The sequence below is a fragment of the Mycobacterium sp. NPDC003449 genome (genome assembly GCF_053588415.1).
The window spans coordinates 1-19036 of sequence record NZ_JBSFPX010000152.1; the positions used below are offsets into that span (position 1 = coordinate 1).

19 protein-coding genes are annotated in these 19036 nt (G+C 68.0%); 6 read left to right on the forward strand and 13 right to left on the reverse strand.

Translation table 11 applies throughout. The features are described 5' to 3' along the window. Positions 1–1114: alpha,alpha-trehalose-phosphate synthase (UDP-forming) (locus ACWDTP_RS28720; protein WP_450026172.1), on the forward strand; the 1114-nt coding region annotated here is incomplete at its 5' end. Between the two features lie 40 nt (positions 1115–1154). On the opposite strand, the gene ACWDTP_RS28725 is transcribed toward ACWDTP_RS28720, so the two are convergent. From ACWDTP_RS28725 to ACWDTP_RS28780, 12 genes are all read right to left on the reverse strand, one after another. Then, complete coding sequence (locus ACWDTP_RS28725; protein ID WP_450026174.1) at positions 1155–1640, reverse strand: mammalian cell entry protein; 486 nt, start codon at positions 1638–1640, stop codon at positions 1155–1157. Beyond that, positions 1640–2341, reverse strand: a complete 702-nt coding sequence (locus ACWDTP_RS28730; protein WP_450026176.1) for a mammalian cell entry protein — start codon at positions 2339–2341, stop codon at positions 1640–1642. The genes ACWDTP_RS28725 and ACWDTP_RS28730 overlap by 1 nt, the downstream gene beginning before the upstream one ends. Further along, the gene (locus ACWDTP_RS28735; RefSeq protein ID WP_450026178.1) at positions 2341–4056 is read right to left on the reverse strand and encodes an MCE family protein; all 1716 of its coding nucleotides are present in this window, start codon (positions 4054–4056) and stop codon (positions 2341–2343) included. Before ACWDTP_RS28735 ends, ACWDTP_RS28730 begins: the two co-directional genes overlap by 1 nt. Then, positions 4053–5252: an MCE family protein gene (locus ACWDTP_RS28740; protein WP_450026180.1), complete on the reverse strand. Its 1200-nt coding sequence runs from the start codon at positions 5250–5252 to the stop codon at positions 4053–4055. Before ACWDTP_RS28740 ends, ACWDTP_RS28735 begins: the two co-directional genes overlap by 4 nt. Continuing rightward, a complete protein-coding gene (locus ACWDTP_RS28745; RefSeq protein WP_450026182.1) occupies positions 5249–6655 on the reverse strand; it encodes an MCE family protein in 1407 nt (468 codons plus the stop codon). Before ACWDTP_RS28745 ends, ACWDTP_RS28740 begins: the two co-directional genes overlap by 4 nt. Next, a complete protein-coding gene (locus ACWDTP_RS28750; RefSeq protein ID WP_450026184.1) occupies positions 6652–7710 on the reverse strand; it encodes an MCE family protein in 1059 nt (352 codons plus the stop codon). Before ACWDTP_RS28750 ends, ACWDTP_RS28745 begins: the two co-directional genes overlap by 4 nt. After that, a complete protein-coding gene (locus ACWDTP_RS28755) occupies positions 7703–8737 on the reverse strand; it encodes an MCE family protein (protein ID WP_450026186.1) in 1035 nt (344 codons plus the stop codon). Before ACWDTP_RS28755 ends, ACWDTP_RS28750 begins: the two co-directional genes overlap by 8 nt. Before the next feature lie 31 nt (positions 8738–8768). Beyond that, positions 8769–9971 carry an MCE family protein gene (locus tag ACWDTP_RS28760; protein WP_450026188.1) on the reverse strand — a complete coding sequence of 401 codons (1203 nt, stop codon included), beginning with the start codon at positions 9969–9971 and terminating at the stop codon, positions 8769–8771. Between the two features lie 6 nt (positions 9972–9977). Beyond that, positions 9978–10820: an MlaE family ABC transporter permease gene (locus ACWDTP_RS28765; RefSeq protein WP_450026190.1), complete on the reverse strand. Its 843-nt coding sequence runs from the start codon at positions 10818–10820 to the stop codon at positions 9978–9980. A 49-nt stretch (positions 10821–10869) separates the two neighbouring features. Further along, positions 10870–11634 (reverse strand): MlaE family ABC transporter permease, encoded by a 765-nt coding sequence (locus ACWDTP_RS28770; protein ID WP_450026192.1) that lies wholly within the window; start codon positions 11632–11634, stop codon positions 10870–10872. A 269-nt stretch (positions 11635–11903) separates the two neighbouring features. Continuing rightward, positions 11904–12833 (reverse strand): 3-oxoacyl-ACP reductase, encoded by a 930-nt coding sequence (locus ACWDTP_RS28775; RefSeq protein ID WP_450026194.1) that lies wholly within the window; start codon positions 12831–12833, stop codon positions 11904–11906. Positions 12834–12871: 38 nt separating this feature from the next. Beyond that, the gene (locus tag ACWDTP_RS28780) at positions 12872–13063 is read right to left on the reverse strand and encodes a ferredoxin (RefSeq protein ID WP_450026196.1); all 192 of its coding nucleotides are present in this window, start codon (positions 13061–13063) and stop codon (positions 12872–12874) included. Positions 13064–13227: 164 nt separating this feature from the next. Between ACWDTP_RS28780 and ACWDTP_RS28785 the strand changes: the two genes are divergently transcribed. Genes ACWDTP_RS28785 through ACWDTP_RS28805 form a run of 5 tightly spaced genes read left to right on the forward strand, consistent with a single transcriptional unit; the run spans position 13228 to position 18747 of the window. Continuing rightward, positions 13228–14409: an acyl-CoA dehydrogenase family protein gene (locus tag ACWDTP_RS28785; RefSeq protein WP_450026206.1), complete on the forward strand. Its 1182-nt coding sequence runs from the start codon at positions 13228–13230 to the stop codon at positions 14407–14409. A gap of 13 nt (positions 14410–14422) precedes the next feature. After that, complete coding sequence (locus ACWDTP_RS28790) at positions 14423–15511, forward strand: acyl-CoA dehydrogenase family protein (protein ID WP_450026198.1); 1089 nt, start codon at positions 14423–14425, stop codon at positions 15509–15511. 7 nt (positions 15512–15518) lie between these two features. Next, positions 15519–17027 carry a long-chain-fatty-acid--CoA ligase FadD17 gene (gene fadD17 / locus ACWDTP_RS28795; protein ID WP_450026200.1) on the forward strand — a complete coding sequence of 503 codons (1509 nt, stop codon included), beginning with the start codon at positions 15519–15521 and terminating at the stop codon, positions 17025–17027. A 2-nt stretch (positions 17028–17029) separates the two neighbouring features. Next, entirely contained in the window at positions 17030–18025 is a 996-nt protein-coding gene (locus ACWDTP_RS28800) for an NAD-dependent epimerase/dehydratase family protein (RefSeq protein ID WP_450026202.1), read from the forward strand. A 41-nt stretch (positions 18026–18066) separates the two neighbouring features. Further along, complete coding sequence (locus tag ACWDTP_RS28805; protein ID WP_450026208.1) at positions 18067–18747, forward strand: helix-turn-helix domain-containing protein; 681 nt, start codon at positions 18067–18069, stop codon at positions 18745–18747. Here the strand turns inward: ACWDTP_RS28805 and ACWDTP_RS28810 are convergent. Next, on the reverse strand, positions 18684–19036 hold a 353-nt coding region (locus ACWDTP_RS28810; protein WP_450026204.1), incomplete at its 5' end, for a VOC family protein. The two genes, ACWDTP_RS28805 and ACWDTP_RS28810, sit on opposite strands and share 64 nt — an antisense overlap.

A 19036-nucleotide genomic window follows, 5' to 3' on the forward strand; every position in this document is an offset into this window, starting at 1 on the left:
CGAGTACCACCGCGAATGGTGGGACAGCTACGTCGAGGTGAACCGACGCTTCGCCGAGGCGACGGCCGGCGCGGCGGCCCGGGGCGCGACCGTGTGGGTTCAGGACTACCAGCTGCAACTGGTGCCGAAGATGCTGCGGATGCTGCGCCCGGACCTCACCATCGGTTTCTTCCTGCACATCCCGTTCCCGCCGGTGGAACTGTTCATGCAGATGCCGTGGCGCACCGAGATCGTCGAGGGACTGCTCGGCGCCGACCTGGTCGGGTTCCACCTGGCCGGAGGTGCCCAGAACTTCCTGGTCCTGGCGCGGCGGCTGATCGGGGCGAACACCAGCCGCGCGTCGGTCGGGGTCAGGGCCCGGTTCGGCGAGGTGGCCTACGGCTTCCGGACCGTCAAGGTAGGCGCCTTCCCCATCTCGATCGACTCGGGCGACCTCGACACCAAGGCCCGCAATCGGTCCGTGCGGCAGCGGGCCCGCCAGATCCGCGCCGAACTCGGCAACCCCCGCAAGATCCTGCTCGGGGTGGACCGGCTGGACTACACCAAGGGGATCGACGTCCGGCTGCGGGCCCTTTCCGAACTGCTCGACGAACACCGGGTCAAACGCGATGACACCGCGCTGGTGCAGCTGGCGACGCCGAGCCGGGAACGCGTCGAGAGCTACATCGCGATGCGGGAGGACATCGAACGCCAGGTCGGCCACATCAACGGCGAGTACGGCGAGGTCGGCCACCCGATCGTGCACTACGTGCACCGTCCGGTGCCGCGCGATGAGCTGATCGCGTTCTTCGTGGCCGCCGACGTCATGCTCGTGACCCCGCTGCGCGACGGGATGAACCTGGTCGCCAAGGAGTATGTGGCCTGCCGCAGCGATCTCGGCGGCGCCCTGGTGCTCAGCGAGTTCACCGGCGCGGCCGCCGAGCTGCGCCAGGCCTATCTGGCCAATCCGCACGACCTCGAGGGGGTCAAGGACGCGATCGAGGCCGCGCTCAACCAGGAACCCGAGGAAGGCCGACGACGGATGCGCGCGTTGCGCCGCCAGGTGCTCGCGCACGATGTCGACCGCTGGGCCCGCTCGTTTCTCGACGCGCTGGCAAGCGCGAAAACGGCCTGAGCGCTGGCAAGCGCGAAAACCGCCTGAGCGCCGGCCTCGGCTAAATCGGCGTGATCGAGTCGATCAGCCACTTGCCGCCGAGCTTGCGGTATTCGACGCGGAGCCGGCTGCCGTCGTAAAGGGGCTGCCGGGACTGGTCGGTCACCGTCCGGTTCATGTACACCAGCACCGATCCGGACTCGCGCTGGGCCGCCATGACGCCGACCCCGACGACACTGATCTGCACGACGAGCTGGCGTTTGCGCGCCTCGGGAATGACCTTGCCGGTCGCGTCGGCCTCGAACTTCTGCCGGAAGTCGGGGGTCAGCAGCGGATAGGTCTCGATCAGGCTCCGCTCGACGGTCTGGTAGTCATAGCCGAACACCTTCGGTATCTGCTCGGCCGCCAGCGGAACCAGCGCCTGCCGAGTCGCATCCTGGCCGCGCTGCTGCACCCGGTTCCAGTACAGCAACCCGCCCAGGCCCGACGCCGCGACGAACGCGACCGCCAGCGCGACGACCACCAACCCGACGATTCGCGACCGCATCAGTTGCCCCCGTCGGGGTACTTGAGGTCGTATCCGGTCATGTGGCCGTTGTCGTCCTCGTGCACGATGACCCGCAACCGGTAGGGCCGGGTCGGCGAATTGACCCCGTCGAGGTCGGTCACGGTCACCCAGACCGACACCAGCACCGAGGCGTTCTTGGCGATCTCGTCGACCTTCTCCAGTGCGGCCCCGTTGACCACCGCCTCCGAGCTGGCGTTGGTGTCGCGGAACAGCGCCTTGAGGTTGTCGACGTTGCCCGCCTGGCTCATCATGTCGCGCAGCGGCCCGCTGGTGCCGTCGACGAACCGGTTCACACTGTCGTCGATGGTGTCCTGGGTGTAGCTGAACATGTTGACCACGGTCTGCTTGGCGGTGTCGACGAACTGCTCATTGCGGGCCTGCACGGTGTCCACCGCACGCTGCTGGTCGTACATCACATAGGCCAGGACACCCATCGCGGCGGTCGCGACGACCAGCACCGCGGCCGCGACGGCGGCCACCAGCCGCCCGTTCGCCCGCCGCCGCGGCGGCGCCTTGACCGGTTTGCTCACCCGTGCCGTGCCTGCCGCGGGTTCGGCCTGCGCCGCGCCAACGGTCGTGGTCGTCGTCGCTACCTTGCCTGCGGCCGGACCGGCCGCCCGGGACGCGCGTCGACGCTGCGGCCTCGACACGTGCGTCGCTGAGGCCGTTTCTTCACTCATCAAGCCTGCCTTGGATCCAACATCAGATCTACCCAGGTCTCCGCGGGTGCGATGTCGTCCGCACCGGGCGCGTAGACACCGCTGCCACCGTCGGCGTCGGCGAAGACCCCACTGTGCTGATCGTAGGTGCCGATTCCCTGGGCACTCGCCAGAGGTGGTGCCTCGGCGGGCAGCGGACCTCCCTCGGGCGGGGCCGGCGGCGCCTGCACGGGCGGTGCAGGCGGTGCGGCCACATCCGCAGGGGGCGGGGGTGTGCGGCCGTACGGCGGCACCACCTGGTCGGGTGGGGCGAAGTACGGCCACGGTGGCGGCGGCGGTCCCTGCTTGTTCGGCGGCACCGGCAACGGGAACGGCGCATGTGGGGCAGGCCCTGGTCCCGGCGCCACACCCGGCGGCAGCTGCACCACCGGCGGCCCCGGATCCGGATCCACCTGCGGCGGGATCATCGGGAACTTGTTGGGCGGCAGAATGTTTCGCCCGTCCTCGATCGGCGTCCCGTACGGCACCGGCGGGCCGCGCCACGGGTTGCTGCCCACCGGCACATACCCGTTCGGGTCGCGGCACAGCTGGACCGTGGGCGCCCGCTTGCCCGGGAACTCCTGACACGGGTAGTTACGCGCACCGCGCACCACCGCCGGATCGTTCTGCGCGGTCTTGCAGTACAGGTCGGTCGGCAGCTCGCGCAGCGTCTGATCGGCCGGTGACCGGATCTGGGTCGGCGGCAGGAACCCGGTCTGGCACGGCGGCGGGTCACCGAGGTCCACCTTGAAGTCGAGCTTGCCGCCCTCATCGGTGGGCACGCCGCCGGCCACCGTGTTGAGCGCGGCCATCAGGGCCGGGAAGATCACCAGCGCCTGTTCGAGGGATTTGCTGTAGATGACGCCGATCCGGCCGAAGTTGGCCAGGTTGGCGGCCAGCACCGGGAAGGTCGGGCGGATACCGCTGAACGCGGTGTCGGCCACGGCGGTCGCACCCGGCACGGTCTTCAGCGTGGTGCGCAGCTGCGGGTCGGCGCCGGCCACCTCCCCGGTGAACCGGGCCAGCCCGTCGGCCAGCGACCGGATGTCGTCTCCGCCCCGGATCTGGGCGTCGAGGAACGGGCCGGCCTGATCGATCAGCTGGCTGGTCTGCCCGTAGTTCGAATTCGCCTCGTCGACCAGCAGCCGCGACGACTCGATCAGCCGGGCGAGTTCGGGGCCGGACCCGTTGAACGCCTTGAAGGTCTCCCGGAGCAGGTCCTGCAGCCGGCTGTCACCCACGCTGCTCACCAAGGTGTCGGCCTCGTGCAGCAACCCGGCGATGTCCTGGCCCACCCTGGTGTTCTGCTGGCTGATGGTGGCGCCGTTGCGCAACTTGTCGGTCGACGCATCCTCCGGCGGCACCAGGTCGATGTACTGCTCGCCGACGGCCGAAACGCTCTTGACGGTCGCGGTGACGTTCTCGGGGATCGCGGTGCCGCTGTTCAGCCTCATCTTCGCGACCACCCCGTCGGGCGCCAGACCGACCGATTCCACCCGGCCGACGGTCACACCGCGGTAGGTGACGTTGGCGTTCTGATAGATCCCGCCGCCTGCAACGAAGTTGGCGTTGACGTTGTACACGCCGATCCCCACCGCGGCGGGCAGGTGCAGGTAGAACAGTGAGATCGCGGCGACGGTCAGCACCGTGACAATCCCGAAGATCGCCAATTGCATCCGAGTGAGCCGGTCGATCATTGCGGGGCCTCCTCGTGCTGCGTGGCGGTCCCCGGCGGGATCTGGAACGGATCGGCGGCCTGACCGGACAGGTTCGCCATCGCACCGGTCAGGAAGTCGGGCGGGTTCACCACCTCGTTGAGGTGTTTCATGTTGGGGTCGAAGCCCCCGGTGGTGAACATCGACTCACCGAATCGGCGCAAGGTCAGGTCGAACGTCACGAAGACGTTGAGGTAGTCGCCGCGTACCGCATTGCGCAGGTACTTGTAGTGGAACGGGAACGTCGGCAGGAACTCCAGGTCCTTGATGAAGTCGTCGGCGTTGTCGTTGAACGCCTTGATCACCGGGTACAGGTCCTTGAGGTCGGCGGCGAAATCGTCCTTGGTCTGCGACAGGATCCGCGAGCCTACCTCGGCGAAGCCGCGCAGCGCCGTGAACGCGTCGACGATGTTGGACCGGTTGTCGTTGAGCACCTTCAGCGCGCCCGGCAGGGTGTCGAGGGTGCGGCCGAGATTGTCCTTGTTGCGGGCCAGGATCGAGGCGAACCGGTTCAGTCCGTCGGCGGCGGCGATGATGTCGTTGGTCTGGCGGTCCAGCGAAGCCGTCAGCTCGGCCAGCCGGGGAATCAGATCGGCGAAGGTGCCGGCCCGGCCGGCCACCGCAGCATAGGCCTCGTCGGTGATGTCCTGCAGCGCACCGAGATTGCCCTTGTTGACCACCATACCCAGGGAGGACAGCACCTCCTCGGTGGTGGGATAGCGCCCGGTCTGCGCCAGCGCGATGTTGGACCCCTCGCGCAGCCGTCCCTCCTCGGGTTCGTCGACCGGCGCGGACAGTTCGACGTGCTGCGAACCCAGCAGCGAGGTCTGGGCGACCCGGGCGGTGGCATTGGCGGGCAGCTTCACGTCGCCGTCCAGGGACAGCTCCACCGCCGCGTAGAACGATCCGTCGGGACGTTGCACCGCGTCAAGGCCGGACACGCTGCCGACGGTGACGTCGTCGACCATCACCGGCGAGTTCTGCGGCAGCGTCGCCACATCCGGCAACTGCACCGTGATGGTGTAGGAGCCGCGACCGTGTCCGGCGGTACCGGGCATGTTGAGCGAGTTGAGGCCGCCGAACTGGCAGCCGGCCAGCATCAGCGCACCGGCGCCGAGCGCCACGGTGCGCCCACCCAACCGGGATGCCTTGTGCGTCAACGTTCTACCTCGGCTCATCCGCCCGCTCCCGGGTCGACGGGGGGCGGTGCACCGGCCTCCGGGGCCGGGCCGGGAACCGGGGCCCCAGGACCGCCCATATGTGCGTCGGTCGGCGGCGGGGCGGCAGGCTGCCCCGCCGCGCCCGCGGCCGGCGGCACCATGAACGAACTCAGCGACGCATCCGACGGAACCTGGGGAGGGGTCACGCCGGGGGCGTTCTGCCACTGCAGGTACGGCAGCGGGGTCTCCGACTTGGCCTCGGTCGCCGGGGTGTCGTAGATGATCTGGCCCTTGTAGGCGGTGATGCTGTTGATCGGGTGGAACAGCACCGGCGGGTAGTTCATCGTGAAGCGCTTGAGCACCGGCCCCATCCGCTGCCTGCAGATCTCGGCCCGCTTGTAGTTGTCGGGGTTGGCGCCGGTGTCGAACGTGCCACCGCAGATGAATTGCACCGGGTTGGCGAAGTTGGGCAGCGAAAGCAGGCCGCCGACGGTGCCCTGGGCCGGGTTGTAGATGTTGTAGAAGTTCGCCAGGCCGTTGGGCGTGATGTGCAGGATCTGCTCGATATCGTCGCTGTGATCGGTGAGGATCTGGGTGAACTCGGACAGCTTGCCGACCTGGCCGATCAGCGCTTCGTTGCTCTCACCCAGGAAACCTTTGACATCGTTCAGCGCCTGGTTCAACGTGTCCAGCGTGTCATTGAGGCCTGCCGAACTCTCGGCCAGTACCTGCGACACCGACGCGACGTGGTTGGTGAACTGCACGATCTGCTCGTTGCTGTTGGACAGCGCGTTCACCAGGACCTGCAGGTTCTTGATGGTGCCGAACAGGTCGGTGCGCGAATCTCCGAGCCGCCCAGCGGTTTGCGACAGTTCGCGCAGCGCATTGCGGAACGAGTCGCCGTTGCCGTCGAAGGTCGCCGCGGCCTGGTCGACGAATGCCGCCACCGGGCCCTGGACCGAGCCCTCGTTGGGGCCGAGCTGCGAACTGAGCTGGGTGAGTTGCTCTTTGACCTCGTCCCACTCCACCGGGACCGCGGTGTGGTCCAGCCCGATCGTGCCGTCCTTGGCCATCACCTCGCCCTCGGTGTAGGCCGGGGTGAGCTGAATGAACCTGGCCGACACCAGGTTCGGTGCAATGATCAGCGCCTTGGCATCGGCGGGCACCTTGACGTCGCGGTCGATGTTCATGGTGATCTTGACATCCGACGGCCGCGGCTCGATCGAGTCGATCTGGCCCACCGGAACGCCGACCACCCGGACCTCGTCGCCGGGGTAGAGCCCGACCGCATTGGTGAAGTAGGCCGTCAGCTTGTGACTGGCCCGCGTCGGCCACACCTGATAGACGCCGACAGCCAACGTCACCAGCAGCACGGCGGCCAGCGCATACCGAAACCAACGACCTCGATTGTTTTGCGTCATGGCGATTTCGGCCTAACGATCGTGCGCTCGGAGATGTACCCGCGGAGCATGTCGGCGAGGCTGTCCGGCAGCTTGCCCGGCTGGAAGTAGGTGTCGAGCAGCACCTCGGAGATCGCCGCGGGCGGCAGACCGTACAGGTTGATGTTGAAGCCAGGGCCGTTGCCGACCACCTCGCCCAGCGCCGTGGCATACGCCGGCAGCCGCTTGAGCGCCTCGCCGATGTGCTCCTTGCGCTCCAGCAGGTTGTCCATCACCAGGTTTAGCTTCTCCAATGCCGGTTTGAACTCGCGCCGGTTGTCGGCCACGAAACCCGAAAGCTGCCTGGACACATCGTCGATCCCGGCGATCAGGTTGCTCAGGGCCTGCCTGCGCTCGTCGAGTGCGGCGAACAACTGATTGCCTTCGTTGACCAACTGGTTGACCTGCCCGGCCCGCTGCGCCAGCAGGTCCGACACCCGCCTGGCGTGCCCGAGGAGCTGTTCGAGTGCCTCGTCACGCTTGTTGATGCTGCGGGACAGATTGGCCACCCCGTCGAGCGCGCCGCGCAGCTGCGGGGTGGCGTCGCGCATCGTATCGGTGAGGGTCTGCAGCGCCTGCTCGAGCCGTGGTTTGTCCAGCTCGCTGACGTTCTGCCCGAGATCCTGCAGCGCGGTGTTCAGAGTGTAGGGAGTTGTGGTGCGGCCCAACGGGATCACCGTCGAGCTACCCGCACCCTTCGGCGTCACCCCGAGCGATTTCTCGCCGAGCACGGTGTCGGTCTTGATGGCGACCAGCGACTGATCGCCCACCGTAATCTTGCGGTCGACGGTGAACGTGACCTTGGCGGTGTCGCCGGCCAGCTCCACCCCGGCCACCTTGCCCACGGTGATACCGGAGACGTTGACGTCGTTGCCGGGGATGATCCCGCCCGCGTCGCTGAAGTACGCCTCGTACGATTTGCCCTGCGGGAAGAACGGCAGCCCGGTATAGCCGAATGCCACCAACACCAGGCACCCCACCACGAAGATGCCCAGAATGCCGGTCCGTAGCGCGGTGTCGCGCTCAGGCCTAGCCATTCTCCGAGCACCTCCCCTTGGACGGATCCGGCGGACCGCCGAACGGAATCAGGATGTCGCTACCGGCGGGCCCGTTGACCTTCATCCGGATCGAGCAGTAGTAGATGTTGAAGAACGCCCCGTAGGCGCCGAGCGCGTTGAGCCGCAGGTAGTTCTCCGCGAGCGGTTCGATCACCTTGTTGATGTCGCCCTTGCGCTCGTCCATCCGCTGCGCCAGCGGCCGGGCGTTCTCGATGACGCCCTGTAGCGGCCGCCGGGACTGCTCCAGCATGTCGGTCAGGTCGTTCTCGGCCGAGGCCAGCGGCGCGATCGCGCCGGCGATCGGGTCGCGCCCCTCGGCCAGGCCGCCGATCAGCTGCTGCAGTTGGTCGACGCTGGCGTCGAACTGCGCGCCCTTCGCATCGACCGTGCCCAGCACGGTGTTGAGGTTGGTGATCACATCGCCGATCAGCTGATCGCGGGCCGCCAGGTTCTGAGTGAACGCGCCGGTGCTGGTCAGCAGGTTCGACAGGGCGCCGCCCTGCCCCTGCAGCAGCTCGATCACCGCGTTGGAGACCTCGTTGATCTTGTTACCGTCGAGGCCCTTGAGCACCGGCCGCAACCCGCCGAGCAGCGCGTCGAGATCGAGTGCGGGCTGGGTGTTCTCCTTGGCGATGGTGCCGCCGGCAGGCAGCTTGCGGAGCTCGCCCGGGCCAGAGGTGATCTCCAGGTACCGATCGCCGACCAGGTTCTCGTAGCGGACCTTGGCCAGGCTCGAGGTGTAGAGCTGATAGCGCTTGTTGACGTCGAACGCGACATCGACGGTGTTGTCTGGGTTGAGCTTGACGGCGTTGACCGTGCCGACCGGGACGCCGGCGATGCGCACATCCTGCCCGGCTTTGAGCCGGGACGCCTGGGTGAAGGTGGCGTGGTAGCCGCTGCCCGAGGCGAAGCGGAACTCGCCGAACACCACCACCAGCATCCCCGCCACCAGCAGCATGACGACGGCGAAGACGCTGACCTTCAACATGGTCCGGTCGCTGCGCATCAGTGCCGGTTCCTCACGCAGGCGTTCGTCATCAGTATCGGTCCCTTTCCGCATAGGCCCCGTTGAACAGGAACTGCAGCGTTGCGGGTGCGTCGAACTGGACCTCGGTGTTCGGCTGGAACGGCACGTAGGCGTTGTCGGTGACCAGGAACGGCGAGTGGAACCAACTGCCGCCGAACTGCTTGGACGGGATATTGGGCAGGCCACGGCAGTTCGGGCCACCGGAGGCGTTCACCATCGGCAGGCTCTCCGGGTAGGTGTAAGCGGGTGCGCCGGGCAGGAAGTTCGAGGACACGAACAAGCCGGGCCGGATACCGCCGATGATCGGGGCGAACCGGTCCACGCCGATGGCGGTGCCCTGCAGGATGCAGCCGAACTCGGGTGAGTAGTCACCGGCCACCTTCAACGGGGCCCGCAGCCGCTGGATCGCCGCGATGTAGTTGTCGGCGGCCGGTGCCAAGGTATCGGTGCCGTTGTTGGCCAGTCCGGTCGCGGCCAGCAGCGTCGCGTTGAGATTGTCCCGCTCATCGATGATCGTCCGGTTGAGTGTCGGCACGTTGCCGATGACCGTGGCCAGGTCCGGCCCGGCGTCGCCGTAGATATCGGCCACCACGGCGGCCTTGGCGAAGTCGTCCTGCAGCGTCGGCAACTTCGGATTCAGTTGCTGCAGGTAGCTGTTGAGCCCGGACAGGGCCGCACCCGCATCGTCGCCGTGGCCACGCAGGCCCTCGCCGAGTGCGGTCAGTGTGGCGTTGAGGCTCACCGGGTCGATCTTGTCGAGCACATCGGACAGGGTCTGGAACAGCGTGTTGACCTCGAGCTGCACGTTCTGGGCCGATACCGAACTGCCGGATCGCAGCGAGGTCGGCTCGGGCTGCGCCGGTGGCTGGAACTCGACCGATTTGGCGCCGAAGATGGTGTTACCGGCGATGCGCACGGTCGCGTTGGACGGAATATAGCGCAGCTCGTTGCGGTTGATCGACAACGTGAGCTTGGCGTCGCGGCCCGCGTACTCGATGTCGGTGACCTTGCCGACCTGGATGCCACGGTATTTGACCTTGGCGTCGCGGTCCATCACCAGGCCTGCCCTCGGTGACATCACCGTGACGGTGTCGGTGCGGGTGAACGCCGCGGTATAGGACAGATAGGTCAGCACCACCGCGGCGACCGCGATGGTGGCCAGGATCGCCGCGGCGATCCTGACATGGCTGCGTTTGGCTTCTCCGTTCGACATCTGCGCCTACCCGGAGAGGTTGAAGTTGCCGGACGCGCCGTAGACGGCCAGGGAGATGAGCAGGACGATGGTGACGACGACGATCAGCGAGGTCCGCACGGCCTGGCCGACCGCGATACCCACGCCGACCGGGCCGCCCGAGGCGTTGAACCCGTAATAGGTGTGCACGAGCATCACCGCGATCGACATCACGATGGCCTGCAGGAACGACCACAGCAGGTCGCTGGGGATCAGGAACGTGTTGAAGTAGTGGTCGTAGAGGCCGGCCGACTGACCGTTGATGAACACCGTGGTGAACCGGGCGGCGAAGAACGCGGCCAGCACCGACAGCGCGTACAGCGGCACGATGGCTATCAGCCCGGCCAGCAACCTCGTCGACACCAGATACGAGACCGCGTGCACCGCCATCGATTCGACCGCGTCGATCTCTTCGGCCACCCGCATCGCGCCGAGCTGGGCGGTGGCGCCCGCGCCGATGGTCGCGGCCAGCGCGATCCCGGCGATCACCGGCGCCACGATCCGGACGTTGAGGAATGCCGACAGGAAGCCGGTCAGTGCCTCGATGCCGATGTTGCCCAGCGACGAGTACCCCTGCACGGCGATGACCCCGCCGGAGGCCAGCGTCATGAACGCGGCCACCCCGACCGTGCCGCCGATCATCACCAGCGCACCGGTCCCCATCGTCATCTCGGCGATGAGCCGGATGGTCTCCTTGCGGTAGCGATTGAGGGCGTTGGGCAGGTACCGCAGCGTCTCGCCGTAGAACAACGCCTGCTCACCGACGGTGTCGACGGCTTTGGGCACGCCACGGAACAGCCGGCGGAAACGAAGGGTGGCGTCATAGCTCATGGCCGCGCCTCTGGATCCGCGGTCTTTGCGCACGCAACCATCATGCCGGTCACCGCACCAGTACCCGGACGCCGATGGCGGTCATGATCACGTTGATGACGAACAGGCAGATGAACGCGTAGACGACGGTCTCGTTGACGGCGTTGCCCACACCCTTGGGCCCGCCCTTCACGGTCAGCCCGCGGTAGCAGCCGACCAGGCCGGCGACCACACCGAACAACAGCGCCTTGATCTCGGCGAGCACCAGCTCCCCGAGACCGGTCAGCACGGTCAGCCCGTTGATGAACGCGCCGGGGTTCACGCCCTGCAGGAACACCGAGAACACATAGCCGCCGGACAGGCCGATCGCGCAGACCAGGCCGTTGAGCAGCAGCGCTACGAAGGTCGAGGCCAGCACGCGGGGCACGACCAGGCGCTGGATCGGGTCGATGCCCAGCACCCGCATCGCGTCGATCTCCTCGCGGATGGTGCGGGCGCCCAGATCGGCGCAGATCGCGGTGGCGCCGGCACCGGCGACCACCAGCACCGTCACCACCGGGCCGAGCTGGGTGATGGTCCCGAACGCGGTACCCGCGCCGGAAAGGTCGGCGGCGCCGATCTCACGCAGCAGGATGTTGAGGGTGAAGGCGACCAGCACCGTGAACGGGATGGCCACCAGCAGCGTCGGCACCAACGAGACGCGGGCGATCATCCAGGTCTGATCGAGGAACTCCTTGAGCTGGAACGGGCGGCGGAAGATCTTGACGAAGGTGTCGAGCGACATTTCGAAGAACCCACCCACGGCCCGGGCCGGAACCGCAAGTTGTTCGATCAACCTCGGCTCCGTTCTCAGGGGGTGGGGTGTGCCGGTCAAGACTATCCGCAACGGCGAAAAGTCATAGACCGCTCGCTGCTGCGGTCTTCCAACCCCGTGTTCTTACGTCGCTCTTAGTGAGCCGGATCATACTAACTAGAACATGTTCGCAGTGTCAAAGAACTGCGAAAAACGGCGATAATCACCAGTTTTAGCTGTTCACGGCAGATCCAAAGAGCATCTATCTAGAACGTGTTCTACCGCGGCTCACAGATTGCCGACCGAGACTGTCAGTCTCGCTCCAACATCAGCTCGGTGGCCGAGAACCCCCGCTCGGGATCACGGTCAGCAAAGTAGTCGCGCAGGGTGGCACCGAGGTCCGCCGGTGCCCACGCGTCGGCGTTCGCGGTGAACTGTTTCTCCGCCGTGGGCGCCGCGACCAAGGTGACGGTTGGACCATAAACGATGAACAGCTGCCCATTCACGGCTTCGGACGCCGGAGAGCTGAGAAACCGCACCAATGTCACGACGTGATCGGTCGACAGCGGGTCGACCCGTCCATCAGCAAGCTCGGGCGCATCGCCGAACACCCCTGCCGTCATCGCGGTCCGGGCCCGCGGCGCGATGGCATTGACGCGGACCCCGAAGCGCTCCAGGGCCCTGGCCGCTGAGAGGGTCAAGGCAGTGATACCGGCTTTCGCGGCGCCGTAGTTGGGCTGGCCGACCGGGCCGGACAGGCCGGCCTCCGAGGAGGTGTTGACGATGCGGCCGTACACCCGTCCGTCTTTGTCGCCGTCACCCGCCTTCACTTTGGCCCGCCAGTACGTCGCGGCATTGCGGGTCAGCAGGAAGTGGCCGCGCAGGTGCACCGCGATGACCGCGTCCCACTCCTCGTCGGTCATGTTGAACAGGATCCGGTCGCGGGTGATGCCCGCGTTGTTGACGACGATGTTCAGGCCGCCGAGGCCGTCGGCGGTCTGCACGAGCTCATCGGCGGTGGCGCGCTGGCTGATATCGCCCGCGACCGCGACCCCCTTGGAGCCGGCGGCCGCGATCTCGTCGAACACATCCGAGCCGTCCAGCGCGGCGGCCATATCGTTGACCACCACGGTCGCCCCGGCCTGGGCCAGCCCGATGGCCTCGGCCCGCCCGAGGCCTGCGGCGGCACCGGTCACCACGGCGACCTTGCCGGACAGGTCGATAGCTGCGTCGTTAGTCATTCCGTTCCTCACGTCCGCGGGTCAATTTACGAATACCTCTAGTCTTTTCGGATCAGGGCGGCGCGGGGGCATTCGGCGATGGACTGCTCGGCAAGTTCCTCCTGGTCGGCCGGCACCGGGTCGGCGAGCACGACGGCGTAGTCCTCGTCGTCGAGATCGAACAGGTCGGGGGCAATACCCACGCACACCGCGTTGCCTTCGCACCGATCGCGGTCAACTTCAACTCGCATGACGACCTCCTCAGAACGTGTGCACACCCGGGGCTGTGGGCGCGCAGCCACAGAATACGACGCCACCGGACGCCTACCGCTGCAGCGCCGGCCTGGACCCCAAGACTAGAACGTGTTACAACCAGGTGGGAAGTCAGGTCCATCAAGCAGTGAGGATGCAGCAGATGCGGATCGGTTACACCCCCGAGCAGGAGGCGCTGCGCCGCGAGCTGCGCGCCTACTTCTCTGCGTTGATGACACCCGACCGGGTGGAGGCGCTGAACTCGTCGGAGGGCGAGATGGGCCGGGGGAACGTCTACCGCGAGACGGTCGCACAGATGGGCAAGGACGGCTGGCTGACCCTGTCCTGGCCCGAGGAGTTCGGCGGCCAGGCCCGGCCCCCGATGGACGGACTGATCTTCACCGACGAGGCCGCGATCGCGGGCGCACCGGTGCCGTTCCTGACCATCAACAGCGTCGCGCCGACCATCATGCACTTCGGCACCGACGAGCAGAAGAAGTTCTTCCTGCCCAAGATCGCCGCGGGCGAGCTGCACTTCTCGATCGGCTACTCCGAGCCGGGTGCCGGCACCGACCTGGCGGCCCTGCGCACGACGGCGATCCGCGACGGTGACGACTACATCGTCAACGGCCAGAAGATGTGGACCAGCCTGATCGCCTACGCCGACTACGTGTGGCTGGCGGTGCGGACCAACACCGAGGCCAAGAAGCACCGCGGGATCTCCATGTTGATCATGCCCACCACCGCCGATGGTTTTTCCTGGACGCCGGTGCACACCATGTCCGGTGTGGACACCAGCGCCACCTACTACCAGGATGTGCGCATCCCGGTAACCAACCGGGTCGGCGAGGAGAACGCCGGGTGGAAGCTGGTGACCAACCAGCTCAACCACGAGCGGGTCGCGCTGGTCTCGGCCCAGCCGATCTACGTCGCGCTCGACGGCGTCCGCGAATGGGCCCAGAACACCAAGGACGTTCACGGTCAGCGGGTGATCGACTCCGAGTGGGTGCAGCTCAACCTGGCCCGGGTGCACGCCAAGGCCGAGGTGCTCAAGCTGATCAACTGGGAGCTGGCCTCGGCTTCCGACGAGGCGCCCTCGCCTGCGGACGCGTCCGCCGCCAAGGTGTACGGCACCGAGCTGGCCACCGAGGCCTACCGCCTGCTGATGGAGGTGCTCGGTACCTCGGCCACCCTGCGGGCCGACTCCAGAGGCGCCCTGCTGCGCGGCCGCATCGAGCGGTTCCACCGTTCGGCGCTGATCCTGACGTTCGGCGGCGGCACCAACGAGATTCAGCGTGACATCATCGGCATGGTCGCCCTGGGCCTGCCCAGGGTCAATCGGTAAGGACGGCACACCAATGGATTTCAAGACAACTGAGGCGGCAACCGATCTCGGTGGCCTGGTGCGCACCATCACCGAGTCGGTGTGCACGCCCGAGCACCAGCGTGAGCTCGACGGGCTGGAACAACGCTTCGACCGCGACCTGTGGTCCAAGCTCGTGGAGGCCGATGTGCTGTCGGCAGCCGCCCCGGAATCGGTCGGCGGCGGCGGATTCGGCGTGCTGGAACAGGCCGCGGTGTTGACCGCGCTGGGCCGCCAGCTGGCCGCCGTGCCGTACCTGGATTCGGCGGTGCTGGGCGCCGGGGCGCTGGCCGCATTCGGATCCTCGGCGTTGCAGCAGGATTGGGCGGCGCCCGCGGTGACCGGGGCGAAGATCCTCACCGTCGCGCTCGACGGTGAGATGGGCCAGGGCCCGGTGCAAGCCACCGGCGACTACCGGCTCACCGGCACCCGCACCCTGGTGCCCTACGGACCGGTCGCCGACGCGTTCCTGGTACCCGCCGAGACGGGTTCCGGCCCAAGTGTTTTCCTGGTCGCAGCCGATGACCCCGGGGTGACCGTGACCGCATTGGACACCACCGGACGCGGCAGCATCGGGCTCCTGGAACTGCAGGGCACCCAGGTCGACGCCGGGCGCGTCGTCGGGGGCGCCGAGGTCCTCGACTGGCTGACCACGCATGCCGCGCTGGGCCGCACCGCCTACCAGCTCGGCGTCCTGGAACGCGCGCTCGAGCTGACCGCTGAGTACGCAAGCGAGCGTGAGCAGTTCGACCGTCCGATCGGCAGTTTCCAGGCTGTGTCCTCCCGGCTGGCCGACGGCTACATCGATGTCAAGGGTCTGCGGCTGACCCTCACCCAGGCGGCGTGGCGGCTGTCGGAGGATCTCCCCGCAGGCGTCGACGTCGCGAGCGCCGCGTTCTGGGCGGCCGAGGCCGGGCATCGCGTCGCGCACACCGCGGTGCACGTGCACGGTGGGGTGGGCATCGACACCGACCATCCGGTGCACCGCTACTTCCTGGCCGCCAAACAGACCGAGTTCGGTCTCGGCGGGGCGACCGGGCAGCTGCTGCGGATCGGGCGCGAGTTGGCGGACACGCCGGTTTAATGTGCCGATGCCTGACGTGACCGGCCCGACCGTCACGGAACTGTTGGCCCCGCTGGCGAACGTCACCGACCGCGGTGTGTACGAAGGTGATTCGTTCGTCAGCTGGGCCGACCACATCGCCGAAGGCGCGCAGCTCGCGGCCGCGCTGCGGGCCAGGCTCGACCCGACGAAACCGCCGCACATCGGCATGCTGCTCGGCAATACGACATTCCTGTCCAGCTTGCTGGTGGCCGCCGGGCTGAGCGGTCTGGTGCCGGTGGGCCTCAACCCGACCCGCCGGGGCCAGGCGCTGGCCCGCGATATCGAGCGGGCCGACTGTCAGCTGGTGCTCACCGACGATCCCGGTCTCGTCCCCGCCGGCGTCGACCACATCGACGTCGAAGCACCGGACTGGGCCACCGAACTCGCGCGCTACCGGGGCACGCCGGTGACCTTCGCCGCGATGTCGGGCGACGACCTGTTCATGCTGATCTTCACCTCCGGGACCAGCGGCGAACCCAAGGCGGTCCGGGTCACCCACGACAAGGTGGCCTTTCCCGGCCGGATGCTGGCCGAGCGGTTCGGGCTGCGCCCTGCCGACACCGCCTATCTGTCGATGCCGTTGTTCCACTCGAACGCGGTGATGGCCGGCTGGGCCGTGGCCGCCGCGGCAGGCGCGTCGATGGCGTTGCGCCGCAAGTTCTCCGCGTCGGGCTTCATCGGCGATGTCCGCCGTTTCGGCGCGACCTACGCCAACTATGTCGGCAAGCCGCTCTCCTACATCCTGGCCACCCCGGCCCGCGACGACGATGCGGACAACCCGCTACGGATCATCTACGGAAACGAGGGTGCCCCACGGGATCTGACCCGGTTCGCCGAACGGTTCGGTGTGGTGGTGGTCGACGCGTTCGGCTCGACCGAGGGCGGGGTGGCGATCGCCAGGACGCCCGACACCCCGCAGGGCTCGCTGGGCCCGCTCACCGGTGAGGTGGCCATCCTCGACGTCGACACCGGCGAGCCGTGCCCACCCGGTGTGGTCGGCGAACTGGTCAACCCGACCGGGCGCGGGTGGTTCCGGGGCTACTACAACGATCCCGGCGCCGAGGCCGAGCGGATGACCGGCGGCGTCTACCACACCGGAGACCTGGCCTACCGCGACGAGGACGGCTATATCTACTTCGCCGGGCGGCTCGGCGACTGGATGCGGGTCGACGGGGAGAACCTGGGTACCGCGCCGATCGAACGGGTTTTACTGCGCTACCCCGATGTCGTCGAGGCCGCGGTGTATCCGATCCCCGACCCGGCGGTCGGCGATCGGGTGATGGCCGCGCTGGTGCTCAGCGATGGCGCCGCGTTCGACCCCGGCGCGTTCCGGGACTTCCTCGGCGACCAGCCCGATCTGGGCCCCAAACAGTGGCCGGTGTATGTGCGGGTGGGCGCCACCCTGCCCCGCACCGAGACGTTCAAGGTGATCAAACGCCAACTGTCGGCCGAGGGCACCGCCTGCGCCGACCCGGTGTGGCCGATCACCAGGTGACCATGCGAATCGCCATGACCGGAGGCACCGGCTACGTCGGCGCCCACATCGTCAACGGCCTGCTGCGGGCCGGGCATGAGGTCCGGCTGCTGGCCGCGCCGGGATGCGGAGCCGATCCGGTGATCGGTCACCTCGCCGCGGCCGGTGCGCTGACCGTGACCGAAGGCGACATCCGCGACACCGGGGTGGTGGACCAGTTGCTGTCGGATTGCGACGCCGTCGTGCATGCCGCGGGCGTGGTGGGCACCGACCGCCGGCGGGAAGCCATGATGTGGGAGATCAATGCCCGCGCAACCGAATCCGTCCTGACCCGGGCGGCCCGCGCCGGGCTCGACCCCATCGTCTCGGTGAGTAGCTACAGCGCGCTGTTCCCACCACCCGACGGCGTGATCACCGCCGACACTCCCCCGGCCGCCGGCCGCAGTCCGTACGCGCGGACCAAGGCGTATGCCGACCGCGTGGCACGTCGGCTGCAGGACCGCGGAGTGCCGATCGTCGTCACCTACCCGTCGTCGGTGGTCGGCCCGGCGTACTTCACCGCCGCCGGGGTCACCGAACGCGGGTGGGCACCCATCGTGCGCGGCGGGGTAGCTCCGCGCATGCCGGGCGGTATGCAGATGGTCGATGTGCGCGACGTCGCCGACGTGCACGTACGCGTGATGCAACCCGGACGTGGACCCCGACGCTATGTGTGCGGCGGCCAGATGGTGGCGTTCGACGAGATGATCGACACACTGGAGCAGGGCACCGGCCGCCGAATCCGGCGAATCCCGGTTTCGCCGAAGATCTTCCGGGGGCTCGGCCGGGTTTCCGACCTCGCGAGCCGGGTCCTTCCCCTCGGCGACGGCATCAGCTACGAGGCGGCGATGCTGCTCACCGCCGCGACACCTACCGACGACGCAGGCACGCTCACCGAACTCGGCATCGAACGCTGGAGGTCTGCGCGGCAGGCCATCCTGGCGTCATTCGAGCACGTGAACGTCACACCGCGGGGGTAGCGTCGGCACCGTGGGATACCGCGAGCTGGCACTGCCCACGCATCTTCGCGAACTCGTGGAGTGCCGATGGGTCCGCACCGGTCCGGCCGGGCCGGGTGCTGCCCGACGGCTGTATGGATCTGATCCGGATGGGCGACCGCATCGTGGTGGCCGGGCCCGACACCACCGCGTTCATCGCCGCCGGAAGTCAGGAACCGGTGCAGGGCCTGCGATTCCGCCCCGGCGTGTTGCCGCGGCTGCTCGGCGTTCCCGCCGCCGAGCTGCGCGACACCAGGGTCGCCCTGCGCGAGCTGCGCACCGTGCCCGAGGACACCTCGCTGGCGGGCCTGACCGTCGCGCTGGCCGCCGACGCCGCACCGGCCGAGACCGCCCCCTGGTCGCTGGACACCCTGCGCCAGGTGACCCGGGCGCTCGCCGAGGGTGCCGCGGTCTCCGCCGTCGCATCCGACGTCGGCTGGTCGAGCCGTACGTTGCAGCGCCAATGCGCGGCGGTCTACGGATACGGGCCGGTGACGCTGCGACGCATCCTGCGGTTCCGCGGTGCGATGCGATTGATCGACACCGGCCTCGCGCCGGCGACCGCGGCGGCCAGGGCCGGCTACGCCGATCAACCCCATCTGCACCGGGAGGTTCGCGCGCTGGCCGGAGCGCCGCTCGGTCAGCTCTCCAACGCGGCGAACAGGTCCACCGAGGTGCCGTCGGGATCCTCGACGGTCGCGTAGCGCTGTCCCCACGGCGCGTCGAACGGTTTCAGGGTGCCGGGGTGCCCGGCTGCGGTGAGCCGCCCGTACAACTCGTCGACCTGGGCGGGTGTCGCGACACCGAAGGCGAGCGCGACCCGTCCCGGTCCGGCCGGCGGTGACCAACCCGGATGCATACCGGCGATCACCTCCTCGGTGTCGAAGGCCAGCTTGTTGCCGCCCGGCAACGCCACCTCGACATGTGGCCCGTCCGGCGCCGGGACGTCGAGGCCGAGCAGCCGGTAGAAATCGAGGCTCTTCCGCAGGTCGG